The organism is Streptomyces sp. GESEQ-35 (assembly GCF_017948485.1).
GTDB lineage: Bacteria > Actinomycetota > Actinomycetes > Streptomycetales > Streptomycetaceae > Streptomyces.
In genome coordinates this window covers 113,264-125,788 of the sequence record NZ_JAFFSX010000012.1, presented here as the reverse complement: position 1 = coordinate 125,788, position 12,525 = coordinate 113,264, and the positions used below count along the sequence as shown (strand labels likewise).

Annotated in this window: 11 protein-coding genes; 7 read left to right on the top strand and 4 right to left on the bottom strand. The window is 71.0% G+C overall.

Annotated features, from left to right (window positions below; all coding sequences use genetic code 11):
• Positions 1-163: 163 nt before the first annotated feature.
• Complete coding sequence (mfd, locus tag KCH87_RS23855; RefSeq protein WP_210588255.1) at positions 164-3,694, top strand: transcription-repair coupling factor; 3,531 nt, start codon at positions 164-166, stop codon at positions 3,692-3,694.
• Between the two features lie 74 nt (positions 3,695-3,768).
• Here the strand turns inward: mfd and KCH87_RS23850 are convergent, their stop codons facing one another.
• Positions 3,769-3,954, bottom strand: coding sequence for an antitoxin (locus KCH87_RS23850; RefSeq protein WP_210588254.1), 186 nt, complete (start codon positions 3,952-3,954; stop codon positions 3,769-3,771).
• A gap of 149 nt (positions 3,955-4,103) precedes the next feature.
• On the opposite strand from KCH87_RS23850, the gene KCH87_RS23845 reads away from it, so the two are divergent.
• Positions 4,104-4,829: an HNH endonuclease family protein gene (locus KCH87_RS23845; RefSeq protein WP_210588399.1), complete on the top strand. Its 726-nt coding sequence runs from the start codon at positions 4,104-4,106 to the stop codon at positions 4,827-4,829.
• A 10-nt stretch (positions 4,830-4,839) separates the two neighbouring features.
• On the opposite strand, the gene KCH87_RS23840 is transcribed toward KCH87_RS23845, so the two are convergent.
• A complete protein-coding gene (locus KCH87_RS23840) occupies positions 4,840-5,970 on the bottom strand; it encodes a DUF6183 family protein (protein WP_210588253.1) in 1,131 nt (376 codons plus the stop codon).
• A 67-nt stretch (positions 5,971-6,037) separates the two neighbouring features.
• Between KCH87_RS23840 and KCH87_RS23835 the strand changes: the two genes are divergently transcribed.
• From KCH87_RS23835 to KCH87_RS23820, 4 genes are all read left to right on the top strand, one after another.
• The gene (locus tag KCH87_RS23835) at positions 6,038-6,781 is read left to right on the top strand and encodes an N-acetyltransferase (protein WP_210588252.1); all 744 of its coding nucleotides are present in this window, start codon (positions 6,038-6,040) and stop codon (positions 6,779-6,781) included.
• 192 nt (positions 6,782-6,973) lie between these two features.
• Positions 6,974-7,588: a hypothetical protein gene (locus KCH87_RS23830; protein WP_210588251.1), complete on the top strand. Its 615-nt coding sequence runs from the start codon at positions 6,974-6,976 to the stop codon at positions 7,586-7,588.
• 38 nt (positions 7,589-7,626) lie between these two features.
• Positions 7,627-9,111, top strand: a complete 1,485-nt coding sequence (locus KCH87_RS23825) for a serine/threonine-protein kinase (protein WP_282612980.1) — start codon at positions 7,627-7,629, stop codon at positions 9,109-9,111.
• A gap of 151 nt (positions 9,112-9,262) precedes the next feature.
• On the top strand, positions 9,263-9,910 hold the full coding sequence (locus KCH87_RS23820) for a SurA N-terminal domain-containing protein (RefSeq protein ID WP_210588249.1): 648 nt from the start codon (positions 9,263-9,265) through the stop codon (positions 9,908-9,910).
• Positions 9,911-9,934: 24 nt separating this feature from the next.
• Here the strand turns inward: KCH87_RS23820 and KCH87_RS23815 are convergent, their stop codons facing one another.
• Together KCH87_RS23815 and KCH87_RS23810 are read right to left on the bottom strand one after the other, a co-directional pair.
• On the bottom strand, positions 9,935-10,804 hold the full coding sequence (locus KCH87_RS23815) for an RNA polymerase sigma-70 factor (RefSeq protein WP_210588248.1): 870 nt from the start codon (positions 10,802-10,804) through the stop codon (positions 9,935-9,937).
• Positions 10,801-11,403, bottom strand: coding sequence for a carboxymuconolactone decarboxylase family protein (locus KCH87_RS23810; protein WP_210588247.1), 603 nt, complete (start codon positions 11,401-11,403; stop codon positions 10,801-10,803). The genes KCH87_RS23815 and KCH87_RS23810 overlap by 4 nt, the downstream gene beginning before the upstream one ends.
• A 126-nt stretch (positions 11,404-11,529) precedes the next feature.
• Here KCH87_RS23810 and KCH87_RS23805 point away from each other — a divergent pair, with 126 nt between their 5' ends.
• A complete protein-coding gene (locus KCH87_RS23805; protein WP_210588246.1) occupies positions 11,530-12,516 on the top strand; it encodes a nucleoside triphosphate pyrophosphohydrolase in 987 nt (328 codons plus the stop codon).
• Positions 12,517-12,525: the final 9 nt, after the last annotated feature.

Sequence of the window (12,525 nt, the reverse complement as noted above, 5' to 3'; positions counted from 1 at the left end):
AGTCGGGTGGTGGGCCGACACCGACGCCGGGCACCCAAGAAGCGGACGTTATCCACAGCCCCCGACGCCCGCGCCGCCGCCGACGTACGCTGGAGGACCCCCGGCCCGTGCGACGAGTCGGGCCCTTCGCGTTGCCCACCCCCCGGACGGAAGCCCCCTCCACATGAGCCTGCACGGTCTGCTCGACGCCATCGTCAAGGACACCGCCCTCACGGAAGCGACCAAGGCGGCCGCAGACGGCAACCGCATGCACGTCGACCTCGTCGGCCCCCCGGCGGCCCGCCCCTTCGCGGTGGCCGCCCTGGCCCGCGAGTCCGGCCGCCCCGTCCTCGCGGTGACGGCGACGGGCCGCGAGGCCGAGGACCTGGCGGCGGCCCTCCGCTCCCTCCTCCCCCCGGAGGGCATCGCGGAGTACCCGTCCTGGGAAACCCTCCCGCACGAGCGCCTGAGCCCCCGCAGCGACACCGTGGGCCGCCGCCTCGCCATCCTGCGCCGCCTGGCCCACCCCAGGGCCGACGACCCCGAGACGGGCCCGGTCTCCGTCGTCGTAGCGCCCGTACGATCCGTGCTCCAGCCCCAGGTCAAGGGCCTCGGCGACCTCGAACCGGTCGCCCTGCGCACCGGTCAGACCGCCGACCTGAACGCCATCGTGGACGCCCTCGCCGCCGCCGCGTACGCGCGCGTGGAGCTCGTCGAGAAGCGGGGCGAGTTCGCCGTACGAGGCGGCATCCTGGACGTCTTCCCGCCCACCGAGGAACACCCCCTGCGGGTGGAGTTCTGGGGCGACGACGTCGAGGAGATCCGCTACTTCAAGGTCGCCGACCAGCGCTCCCTGGAGGTCGCCGAGCACGGCCTGTGGGCCCCGCCCTGCCGCGAACTGCTGCTCACGGACGACGTCCGCGCACGCGCGCGTGCCCTCGCCGAAGCCCACCCCGAGCTGGGCGAGCTGCTCGGCAAGATCGCCGAGGGGATCGCGGTGGAGGGCATGGAGTCCCTCGCGCCGGTCCTGGTCGACGACATGGAGCTGCTGATCGACGTACTGCCGAAGGGCGCCATGGCCGTCGTATGCGATCCGGAGCGGGTACGCACGCGTGCCTCGGATCTCGTGGCGACGTCGCAGGAGTTCCTCCAGGCCTCCTGGGCGGCGACGGCAGGCGGCGGCGACGCGCCGATCGACGTCGGCGCGGCCTCCCTGTGGTCCATCGCGGACGTCCGGGAGCGGGCACGTGAGCTGGACATGATGTGGTGGTCGGTGTCGCCGTTCGCGGCGGACGAGGAGCTGGACGCGGACACGCTCAAGCTCGGCATGCACGCGCCGGAGTCGTACCGCGGGGACACCGCGCGTGCCCTCGCCGACACCAAGGGCTGGCTCGCCGACGGCTGGCGCACGGTGTACGTCACCGAGGCCCACGGCCCGGCGGCCCGTACGGTCGAGGTGCTGGGCGGCGAGGGCATCGCGGCCCGGCTCGACGCGGAGCTCGGGGAGATCTCCCCGTCGGTCGTCCATGTGGCGTGCGGCTCGATCGACTACGGATTCGTCGATACGGCGCTGAAGCTCGCGGTCCTCACCGAGACCGACCTCTCCGGGCAGAAGGCGGCCGGCAAGGACGGCGCCCGGATGCCCGCCCGCCGCCGCAAGACCATCGACCCGCTGACCCTGGAGGCGGGCGACTACATCGTGCACGAGCAGCACGGTGTGGGCCGGTACATCGAGATGGTGCAGCGCACGGTGCAGGGCGCGACCCGTGAGTACCTGGTCGTGGAGTACGCGCCCGCCAAGCGCGGCCAGCCCGGCGACCGCCTGTACATCCCCACCGACCAGCTGGAGCAGATCACCAAGTACGTCGGCGGCGAGGCCCCGACCCTGCACCGGCTCGGCGGCGCCGACTGGACGAAGACGAAGGCCCGCGCGAAGAAGGCGGTCAAGGAGATCGCCGCCGATCTGATCAAGCTCTACAGCGCGCGGATGGCGGCGCCCGGTCACGCCTTCGGCGCGGACACCCCGTGGCAGCGCGAGCTGGAGGACGCCTTCCCGTACGTGGAGACGCCCGACCAGCTCACCACCATCGCCGAGGTCAAGGACGACATGGAGAAGACGGTCCCCATGGACCGCCTGATCTGCGGCGACGTCGGCTACGGCAAGACGGAGATCGCGGTCCGCGCCGCCTTCAAGGCCGTCCAGGACGGCAAGCAGGTCGCGGTCCTCGTCCCGACGACGCTCCTGGTGCAGCAGCACTTCGGGACCTTCAGCGAGCGGTACTCCCAGTTCCCGGTCAACGTAAGGGCGTTGAGCCGCTTCCAGACGGACACCGAGGCGAAGGCCGCCCTGGAGGGCCTGCGCGAAGGCTCGGTGGACATCGTCATCGGCACGCACCGGCTGTTCTCCGCCGAGACCAAGTTCAAGGACCTCGGCCTGGTCATCGTCGACGAGGAGCAGCGCTTCGGCGTCGAGCACAAGGAGCAGCTGAAGAAGCTGCGCGCGAACGTCGACGTGCTGACGATGTCCGCGACCCCGATCCCGCGCACCCTGGAGATGGCGGTCACCGGCATCAGGGAAATGTCGACGATCACGACACCCCCGGAGGAGCGCCACCCGGTGCTGACCTTCGTCGGGCCGTACGAGGAGAAGCAGATCGGCGCGGCCATCCGCCGTGAACTCCTGCGCGAGGGCCAGGTCTTCTACATCCACAACCGCGTCGAGTCGATCGACCGGGCGGCGGCGCGGCTGCGGGAGATCGTCCCCGAGGCGCGGATCGCGACGGCCCACGGCCAGATGTCGGAGCAGGCACTGGAGCAGGTCGTCGTCGACTTCTGGGAGAAGCGGTACGACGTGCTCGTCTCGACGACGATCGTGGAGTCGGGCATCGACATCTCCAACGCCAACACCCTGATCGTGGAGCGCGGCGACAACTTCGGTCTCTCCCAGCTGCACCAGCTGCGCGGCCGGGTGGGCCGTGGGCGCGAGCGCGGATACGCGTACTTCCTCTACCCGCCGGAGAAGCCGCTGACCGAGACCGCCCACGAGCGGCTCGCGACCATCGCCCAGCACACCGAGATGGGCGCGGGCATGTACGTCGCCATGAAGGACCTGGAGATCCGCGGCGCCGGAAACCTCCTGGGCGGCGAGCAGTCCGGCCATATCGCGGGCGTCGGCTTCGACCTGTACGTACGGATGGTCGGCGAGGCGGTCGCGGACTACCGGGCCTCACTGGAGGGCGGTGTGGAGGAGGAGCCGCCGCTGGAGGTCAAGATCGAGCTGCCGGTCGACGCACACGTCCCGCACGACTACGCGCCGGGCGAGCGCCTGCGCCTGGCGGCCTACCGGTCCATCGCCTCCGCCAACACGGAGGAGGACGTCAAGTCCGTACGCGAGGAACTCGTCGACCGCTACGGCAAGCTGCCCGAGCCGGTCGAGAACCTGCTGCTGGTGGCCGGACTGCGCATGCTCGCGCGCGCGTGCGGCGTCGGCGAGGTCGTCCTCCAGGGCAACAACATCCGCTTCGCACCGGTGGAGTTGCGCGAGTCGCAGGAACTGCGCCTGAAGCGGCTCTATCCGGGGACCGTCATCAAGCCGGCCGCCCACCAGGTGCTGGTGCCGCGCCCGAAGACCGCGAAGGTGGGCGGGAAGCCGTTGGTCGGACGGGAGTTGCTCGGGTGGGTGGGGGAGTTCCTGGCGTCGATCCTGGGATCGTAGGGCCCCAAGGAGCAGGTGAAGCCGTCCGCGGGGGTGAGTCTCCGCGGACGGCCTCCTCCGTGAGTCTGGTGGCCTTACGGCTGTTCGGGCCTGTCCCGGTCCATGCCCATGGCGCCCTCTGCCTTCTGCTGCGCCTGGTCGACCTGGCTCTCGTACTTGTTGCCCGTCTTCTCGTTGACCTTCTTTTCCGCGGCGTCGGACATGCCCTTGGTTTTCTCCTGCGCCGCCTTGTTGCTCTTGAACCTGTCGAAGATGCCCATCCAGATCTCCTTCCGGAGGTGACTCAGCACCGACGATACGCCCGACGTGTTCGAAATGCGCATTAAAGCCCTATATGGTCTGGACCTCTAGGCCGCTACCGTGGGACAACGTGAAACAACTCAGGGGTGGGGCGGCGACCGCCGCCGTAATGCTGGGCATGGCCCTACTGCTCGCGGGCTGCGAGAACGTCGATCTGCCCGAGGCGGACAGCGAGCCATCGAGCTCCAACGAGCACTCCGGCTCCGGTACCAGCCCACTGGACAACCCGGACGGGACGAAACCGGGCCTCGCGCCCCTCACCTCCGACGCCGACCGGGCAAAGGCGCGGACGCTGATCGAGAAGGTGGCGACCAAGGGCCGCGGCCCGAAAACGGGCTACGAACGCGACGAGTTCGGCTACGCCTGGATGGACTCGGCGGACGGTGTGCCGCTGGCCCGCAACGGCTGCGACACCCGCAACGACCTCCTCCAACGGGACGGGGAGGACGTCCGTTTCCGCTCCGGCTCGGACTGCGTCGTCATCTCCATGACGCTGCACGAGCCGTACACCGCGACGACCATCGAGTGGCGCAAGCAGAAGGCCACCGAAGTGCAGATCGACCATATGGTGCCGCTGTCCTACAGCTGGCAGATGGGCGCCGCACGCTGGTCCGAGGACAAACGCGAGCAACTGGCCAACGACCCGCTCAACCTGATCCCGGCCGAAGGCCGTTCCAACAGCTCCAAGGGCGACTCCGGCCCCGCGTCCTGGCTCCCCCCGAGCAAGCAGATCCGCTGCGCGTACGTGGTCCGCTTCGCGCAGGTCTCCCTGAAGTACGAGATGCCGGTGACGGCACCCGACAAGGAGATGATGCTGCGCCAGTGCGGAGGCTGACCGGCCGGGCTCAGTCGGTGTCCGTCGCGGCCAGCACCGCGACACGGCGCCCCGCGTCGACTGCCACCAGCGCGATGTCCCAGGCGACGTTCTCGAACCACGGGGTGTCGGTGCCGAAGCCGTACCACTGAACGTCCTGCGCCCGCCGCTCCACGACGTCGAACGGCGCGTCCTCGGCCACCCCCACCAGCCCGGCCACCGACCGCCACGCGGCCAGCCGGCCGTACGCCCCGAACTCCCCGTGGTTGTAGGCACCGCCGCTCGACGCCGCCGCGAACAGCACCTCCCAGGCCCGGCCCGGACCCCAGGAGGAGACGGCCACGCCCTTGCCCGCGCCGGCTCCCCGCAGACACTCCAGGTCCACTGCCCGCAGCAGACCCGGCACGGCAGCCGCGTCGACCGCTTCGGCCGACTCGAACGTACGGGCCTCGATACGGCCGTTGGACTCCGCCGCCCAGTTGGCCGCCGCCGCGCCGATGGCCGAAGCGGTCGGCTCCGATGTCGTCTCCGTCACCGCGGGGACGGTCGTACGACCGTGGGGGCGCACCGGGGTGCCGCGGTCGCCGTACGGCAGCGAAGCGCTGCTCCCGTTGATGCTGTAGCCGGGCAGCGGGGGACCGTGTTCCAGGACCGACAGCGACAAGGGCAGCCGGCGCAGCGGGTGATGGCTCCCGTGCGGGGAGCGCACCCACCGGGCGACCTCCGGCAGCTCCTCGATCGCCACGCCCCTGAGCACCAACTCCTGGACGAGACAGGCGCGCAGCTCCTCGGGAGCGCCGACCTGCCCGCCGGCGAAGACGCGGACCAGTTCCTCGGGTTCCTTGCAGGACGCGAGGAGAGAGGCGGCGTAGCGGGTATGGCGCTTCGGGACGACGGACGCCGCGGCGGTCACCAGCCGCAGCGCCTGCTCGATGTGTCCGTCGCCGGGCGTCGTGGCCAGCAGCTGCAGTAGATGGTCGAAGACGCCGCGGTACTGCCAGACGCCGGAGTCCGCCGCGTGCTCCTTCATCAGCGCGACGCCCAGGTCGCCGACGAAGGTGGCGTCCCCGGCGGCGAGTCGGGCGTCCGCCTCCTCGTTCACCGGCGTCACGTTCTTCTTACGGGGGAGCTGCGAGAGGATCTGCGCTGTTCGGTCGGTCACGGCGTGAGCTTAAGGTCGCGCGAAAAACCGATCCCGGTATTTTTCGTTCCGCGCCTACGGTGACCGCATGGAGCTGAAGGTATGGAGCCTCGCCGAGCGGCCCGAGGCGCGGGAGCGGGTCGCCGTGATGGCGAACAGCTGGCCGGAGTTCGTGATCAACGACGCTGTGGGCGACGCGCACTATCCGCGCATCGCGGCCGAACTCCCCGAGTATGTGCTGTTCGCCGAGGACGAGACGGGTGAGATCGTCGCGCACGCCCAGAGCGTGCCGTTCGCGCTCGCCGCCGAGGGACGCGGCCGGCTGCCGGCGCGCGGCTGGGACGAGGTGCTCGTGTGGGCCTTCGGCGATCTGCGCCGCGGCGTACGCCCCGACACCGTCAGCGCCATCTCGATCACCGTCGCCCCGCACGTCCAGGGCCGCGGAGTGTCCGGCCGCATGCTGTCCGCGATGCGCGCGGGCGCCCGCGCGCACGGCTTCGCCGAGGTCGTCGCCCCGGTCCGCCCCAGCGCCAAGCACCTCGAACCCCGCACGCCCATCGAGGAGTACGCCCGCCGCGTACGCCCCGACGGACTCCCGCACGACCCCTGGCTGCGTGTCCACGCCCGCGCCGGCGCCGTCATCGACTCCATCGCCCCGGCGTCCATGACCGTCGCCGGATCACTGGAGCAGTGGCGCAGCTGGACGGGCCTGCCCTTCGACACCGCCGGCGACATCGAGGTGCCGGGCGGACTGGTGCCCGTGCGGTGTGAACCGGAGCAGGGGTACGCCGTGTACGTCGAACCCAACGTGTGGATGCGGCACATGGTGTGAGGGGCGGTGCGGGGGGGGGCGTACGTACGAGGGCGTCCGGAGTGGTCAGGACGACAACGGTTCGGTACAACCGGGGACCGCTTGTCCGTGTCGGCCTATACGCTCGAACCGACAATCGCACCACCGACGTCGCGCCCGCGCGGGACGATGCCGGAGGGTCTCGTACGCCCACTTCAGGCACCAGGAGCAGTCATGCATGGCCACGGCTACGCGCAGCCGGTGAAGCAGCCGCCCCCGACGCTGTGGCTGATCTTCCTGCGTGTGGTGTTCGTGGCGCTCTCGATCATCAGCTTCGGCTTCCTCGCCTGGGTGATGCTGTTGCGCCTGGCGATCGTGACGCGCAAGCTGCGCGACTGGCTGCTGCTCGGGGCCCTGATCGTCACCGACATCCTCGTGGTCGTGCTGCTCGGCTCCGAGCCCGGCGACGAGATACACACCGTGGGCGGCTGGCTCGGCCTCCTGTTGCTGCTGGGTTCGCTGACGGGGGCGATCGCCTACTACATCGCGGCGGACGTACGCCACTTCCACCAGCTCCGCCACGGCGCGTACGCCGCAGGGCAGACACCGGTACCGGGGCACGGCTACCCCCGGCCGCCGGCGCCGTACACCGCCACCACCGCACCGCAGACCCCGGCCGCCCCGCACCACCCGCCCCCGATGCCCCAGGCCACCCCCACGGACCGGCCGCCGATACCCACCCCGCCGCAGCGCCCCGCCCCCGCCCGTATCGACCAGGTGCGCGCCGAACTCGACGAGCTCAGTGACTACCTGCGCAAGCACGACGGCAACCACGAGGGCGGAAGGTGACCGTGGCGACAGGACGTGTCGTCGCCGGCCGCTATGAACTGTCCACCCTCATCGGGCAGGGCGGCATGGGCCAGGTCTGGACGGCCTACGACCAACGGCTCGACCGGCGCGTGGCGGTGAAGCTGCTGCGCCCCGACAAGGTGGCCGGCGAGCAGGCCGACGAGCTGCGCCGCCGGTTCGAGCGCGAGTGCCGGGTGACCGCGCAGGTCGACCACCCCGGGCTGGTCACGGTGCACGACGCGGGCAGCGTGGGCGACGAACTGTTCCTCGTCATGCAGTACGTCGACGGAGTCGACGTCGCCGCACATCTCGCCGCGCACGACCCGTACCCGTGGCAGTGGACCGTCGCGGTCGCGGCCCAACTGTGCGCCGTGCTCAGCGCCGTGCACGCCGTGCCGATCGTCCACCGCGACCTCAAGCCGCGCAACGTGATGGTGAAGCAGGACGGCACGGTCACCGTCCTCGACCTCGGCGTCGCATCCGTCATGGAGACCGACACCACCCGCCTCACCCACACCGGTTCACCCATCGGCTCACCCGCCTACATGGCCCCGGAGCAGGCGATGGGCGGCGCGGTCGGCCCGTACACCGACCTGTACGCGATGGGGGTGCTGCTGCACGAACTCCTCAGCGGCGACGTGCCGTTCTCCGGGTCGACGGCGCTCGGCGTGCTGCACCGGCACCTGTACGAGCCGCCGGTGCCCGTGCGCCGGCTGCGCCCCGAGGTGCCGGAGGCGCTCGAAGCACTCGTCCTGCGCCTGCTCGCCAAGGACCCGCAGCACCGGCCCGCCTCCGCGCAGGAGGTGTACGAGCACCTGGCGCTGCTCCTGCCCGCGCGAGGGACGCCCACCGGTGCACCCCTCGACCCCACCCGCCCCTTCCTGCGCCCGCACGCCCCCTGGCCGGACCGCGCCCGCACGCCCGCGCCCCAGCCCGCCCCCGTCACACCCGTCGCCGAAAAACCGGACGTCGCCGGCGCCGTGGACGAGGTCAAGCGCCTCCTCGACGAGGGCCGTATCACCCAGGCCGTCGACATCCTCGGCGCGATCCTGCCCGTCGCCGCCGAACAGCACGGCGGGCACTCCCCGGTCGTACGCACCCTGCGCAAGCAGTACGCGGCCACGCTCATGGACGACGGCCAGTACCGGCGTGCGCTGCCCGAACTGCGCCTCCTCGCCGACGAACGCGCCGCCGAGGCCGGCCAGTCCGACCCGCAGTCCCTGCGCTTCCGCTACGAAGCCGCCCAGTGCCTCGAACAGCTCGGCCAACCGGCGGCGGCGCTCGCGGAGTACCGCGCACTGCTGCCGTACTACGAGAACCAGTACGTCGCCGGCGACCCCCGGCTCTCCCACGACGTGCGCCGCCGCATCGGCCACCTCCTCCTCGCCCTCGGCGACCGCCCCGCCGCCCACGACACACTCGCCCGGCTGGTGCTCGACGTGGAGCGACTGAACGGCCCCGGCCACCCGCTCGCGATGGACATCCGCCGGACACTGCAATGGCTGGGACAGGTACGGGGCTGACATCGGCGTTCGGGCGCACCCGATATGTACGCCGGTGCCCGAAGTCCTGGTGAATCGTTGGTCGAATGGGTTGGCCAGAGCTTGGCCACTGCCTAACATCGATCACCGCAAGACTTTGTGCACCGCCGCACAATCTCCTCGGGAGGCTTCCTTGCACCGCCGCCGTCGCACCGCGCTCCTCCTCTCCGCCGCGATCGTCACCGCGGCCCCTCTCCTCACCGCCTGCGGAAACGATGCGCATCCCGGCGCGGCAGCCGTCGTCGGCGGCCAGCGGATCACCGTCTCCCAGCTGGAGAACAGGGTGAGCGAGGTGCGCGAGGCCCAGCGGGCGGTCGTACCGGACGAGGCCCAGTACGAGCAGGCCATCGCCAAGACCGGCAGCCTCACCCGCGACACCCTGCACGGCATGGTCCTCGACCAGGTGCTGCACCGCGCCGCCCAGGACGCGGGCGTGACCGTCTCCCGCAAGGAGATCCAGCAGATGCGCGGCGCCCTGGAGGAACAGGCCGGCGGCGCCGAGGCGCTGGAGACGACCTGGCTCCAGCAGTACGGCGTCCCCCCGGAGCGTCTCGACGAGAACCTGCGCCTCCAGCTCGAGGCCCAGAAACTCGCCGAGAGACTCGGCACCGACACCAGCCAGCCCGCGTTCTGGACGGCCCTGTCCCAGGCCTCCGACGAACTGAACGTCGACCTCAACCCGCGCTACGGCACCTGGGACGTCGAGAAGAGCAGCCGCGTCGACGCGGAGACCCCGTGGGTACGGGAGGTCACGGCGACGGGGACCCAGGACACGGCGTAACGGTACGGAGGTGCGGCAGCGGGATCACCTGGCGAGTTCGGCCGGTTGATCCAGCCGCGTCAGCTTCCGCGGGTTGCGCACCACGTAGATCCGCGTGATCCGGCCGTCTTCCACCGTGAGGCTCACCGCGGAGGGCTCGCCGTCGAAGTCGAGGCGGCCCGCGGGGGCGCCGTTGAGCCAGACCGGTGTCGTCTCGAAGCCGGCCACCACCCGGCTCTTCGCCCGGGCGAGCAGCTGGGCGATCACCCCGGCACCGTGGATCGGAGCGAGCGCGGCCGCCACGACCCCGCCGCCGTCGGTGATCAGGACGACGTCCGGCGCCATGATCTCCATCAGTTCCCGGAGCTGCCCGGTGCGCAGCGCGGCCAGGAACCGATCCACCACGGCCTGCTGCTCCGACCGGCTCACCCGCACCCGCGGCTGCCGGGCCGCCACATGCTCACGGGCGCGCCGGGCGATCTGCCGCACCGCGGCGGCGGTCTTCCCGACGGCCTCGGCGATCTCGCCGTACGGCACGTCGAAGACCTCGCGGAGCACGAACACCGCCCGCTCGGTCGGTCCGAGCGTTTCCAGCACGGTCAGCATCGCGATCGAGACGCTCTCCGCGAGTTCGACGTCGTCGGCGACATCGGGGCTGGTCAGCAGGGGCTCCGGCAGCCACTCGCCGACGTACTCCTCGCGGCTGCGCGACAGCGTGCGCAGGCGGTTGAGCGCCTGCCGGGTGACGATCCTGACGAGGTACGCGCGCGGGTCACGCACCTGTGCCCGGTCGACGTCGGCCCACCGCAGCCAGGACTCCTGGAGCACGTCCTCCGCGTCGGCCGCCGACCCGAGCATCTCGTAGGCGACGGTGAACAGCAGGCTGCGGTGGGCGACGAAGGGATCCTCGGTCATACGGTCGACGCCATCCCGGACGTCTCGGGCCGCTTCCCGGGACGCTTCTCGGGACGCGCGGCCAGCGGAAGCTCGCACGCGTCGGAGAAGCCCTGCGACGTGATCCCGTGCGCCGAGTTGTTCCTGGTCGACAGGTTGGCGAAACCGATGGACGCGGTGAGCTCGACCATCGCCGCCGGGCCGAGCCGGTCGAGCAGGCCCGCGTACAGCTCGTCGGTGACGGTCGGCGGCGTGTTCGTCATGGCCTCGGCGTACTCCAGGACGTCCCGCTCCAGCGGCGTGAACACCTCCGACTCCCGCCAGCGCGGCACCTGGCTCGCCTTGGTCAGATCCAGGTTCTTGTTCAGCGCCTGGAAGTAGTTGATGTCAAGGCACCAGCCACAGCCGACCTGGGCCGCGACCGCCATGTGCGCGAACGTCTTGAGGCCCTCGTCGGCCCCGTCCCACGCGTTCACCCTGCCCCCGAACTCCGAGGAGTCCTGGGCGACCTTCATGTTGTGCGCCGTCACCTCGAAGGGTTCGGGCACCGCACCGAACTGCTTGATCATGCTCTCCTTCAGCTCCGCGGGAAGCTCTGCCTTGGGAATACGTAGCGCCATGGTGTTCTCCCTGTGTGTCGGCCTGTTCGACATGAAGACACCGCCGTCCCCGCGAATGTGACATCCGGCGCGGGCCGCCTGTGGACAACTCGGAGCACCGTCAGTGGCGTGCGTTACGTTCGGAGAGTGAACGCAACCAGCTCAGATCGGGCCCCGGGCCGCATCGTCCTGCTCACCACCAGCCACCGGGTCGCGCCCGGCCTGCTGTCCTGGCCGGCCTGGCAGACGCTGCACGCCGCCGACCGGGTGCTGTGCGCGGACGGAGCGCACCCGCAGCTGCCCTATCTGCGCGAGGCGGGGATATCGGTCGAGGAGACGTCCCCGACCGCCGAGGAACTGGTCGACGTCTGCGCCGGCGGACGGACCGTGGTCGTCGTCGCCACGGGCGAGGGCGAGCCGGCCCTGACGGACGGCCTCGCGCGCCTCGCCGGTTCCGGCCGCTTCCACATGCCCGACCTGGAGCTGCTCCCCGCCTCGTACGACCTGCCGGGCGCCCGCCTCCTCGACCTCGTGCAGGTCATGGACCGGATCCGCGTCGAGTGCCCCTGGTCGTCCCAGCAGACCCACAAGGGCCTGGCGAAGTACGGGATCGAGGAGGCGTACGAACTCGTCGAGGCGATCGAGGACGGCGACGCCGACGAACTCCGCGAGGAGCTGGGGGACGTCCTGCTCCAGGTCGTCTTCCACGCCCGCATCGCCGAGGAGGACACCGACTCCCCCTACTCCATCGACGACGTCGCGGCCGGCATCGTCACCAAGCTCATCCACCGCCACCCGCACGTCTTCGGCGACGAGACGGCCACGACGCCCGAGGAGGTCAAGGCGCACTGGCTGCGCACCAAGGCGATCGAGAAGCAGCGGCAGTCGGTCACCGACGGCGTCCCCCTGGGCCAGCCCGGCCTCGCTCTCGCGGCGAAGCTGACGTCCCGGGTACGCACGGCGGGACTGGACGTACCGCTGCCCCAGGACGAGGGCATCGGCTACGAACTCCTGGCGCTGGCCGTCCGCGCCGAGGCGGACGGCGTAGACCCGGAGGCGGCGCTGCGGGCTGCGGCGCGGGCCTATCGGGATGCGATCAGGGAGGTGGAGGGGGTGTCGGTGACGGGGGACTGAATCACCACC

What these genes read in the sequence shown, in the direction of transcription:
- mfd (WP_210588255.1), top strand. Translation starts at nt 164, where the DNA reads ATGAGCCTGCACGGTCTGCTCGACGCCATCGTCAAGGACACCGCCCTC.
- KCH87_RS23850 (WP_210588254.1), bottom strand. Translation starts at nt 3,954, where the DNA reads ATGGGCATCTTCGACAGGTTCAAGAGCAACAAGGCGGCGCAGGAGAAA.
- KCH87_RS23845 (WP_210588399.1), top strand. Translation starts at nt 4,104, where the DNA reads ATGCTGGGCATGGCCCTACTGCTCGCGGGCTGCGAGAACGTCGATCTG.
- KCH87_RS23835 (WP_210588252.1), top strand. Translation starts at nt 6,038, where the DNA reads ATGGAGCTGAAGGTATGGAGCCTCGCCGAGCGGCCCGAGGCGCGGGAG.
- KCH87_RS23830 (WP_210588251.1), top strand. Translation starts at nt 6,974, where the DNA reads ATGCATGGCCACGGCTACGCGCAGCCGGTGAAGCAGCCGCCCCCGACG.
- KCH87_RS23815 (WP_210588248.1), bottom strand. Translation starts at nt 10,804, where the DNA reads ATGACCGAGGATCCCTTCGTCGCCCACCGCAGCCTGCTGTTCACCGTC.
- KCH87_RS23810 (WP_210588247.1), bottom strand. Translation starts at nt 11,403, where the DNA reads ATGGCGCTACGTATTCCCAAGGCAGAGCTTCCCGCGGAGCTGAAGGAG.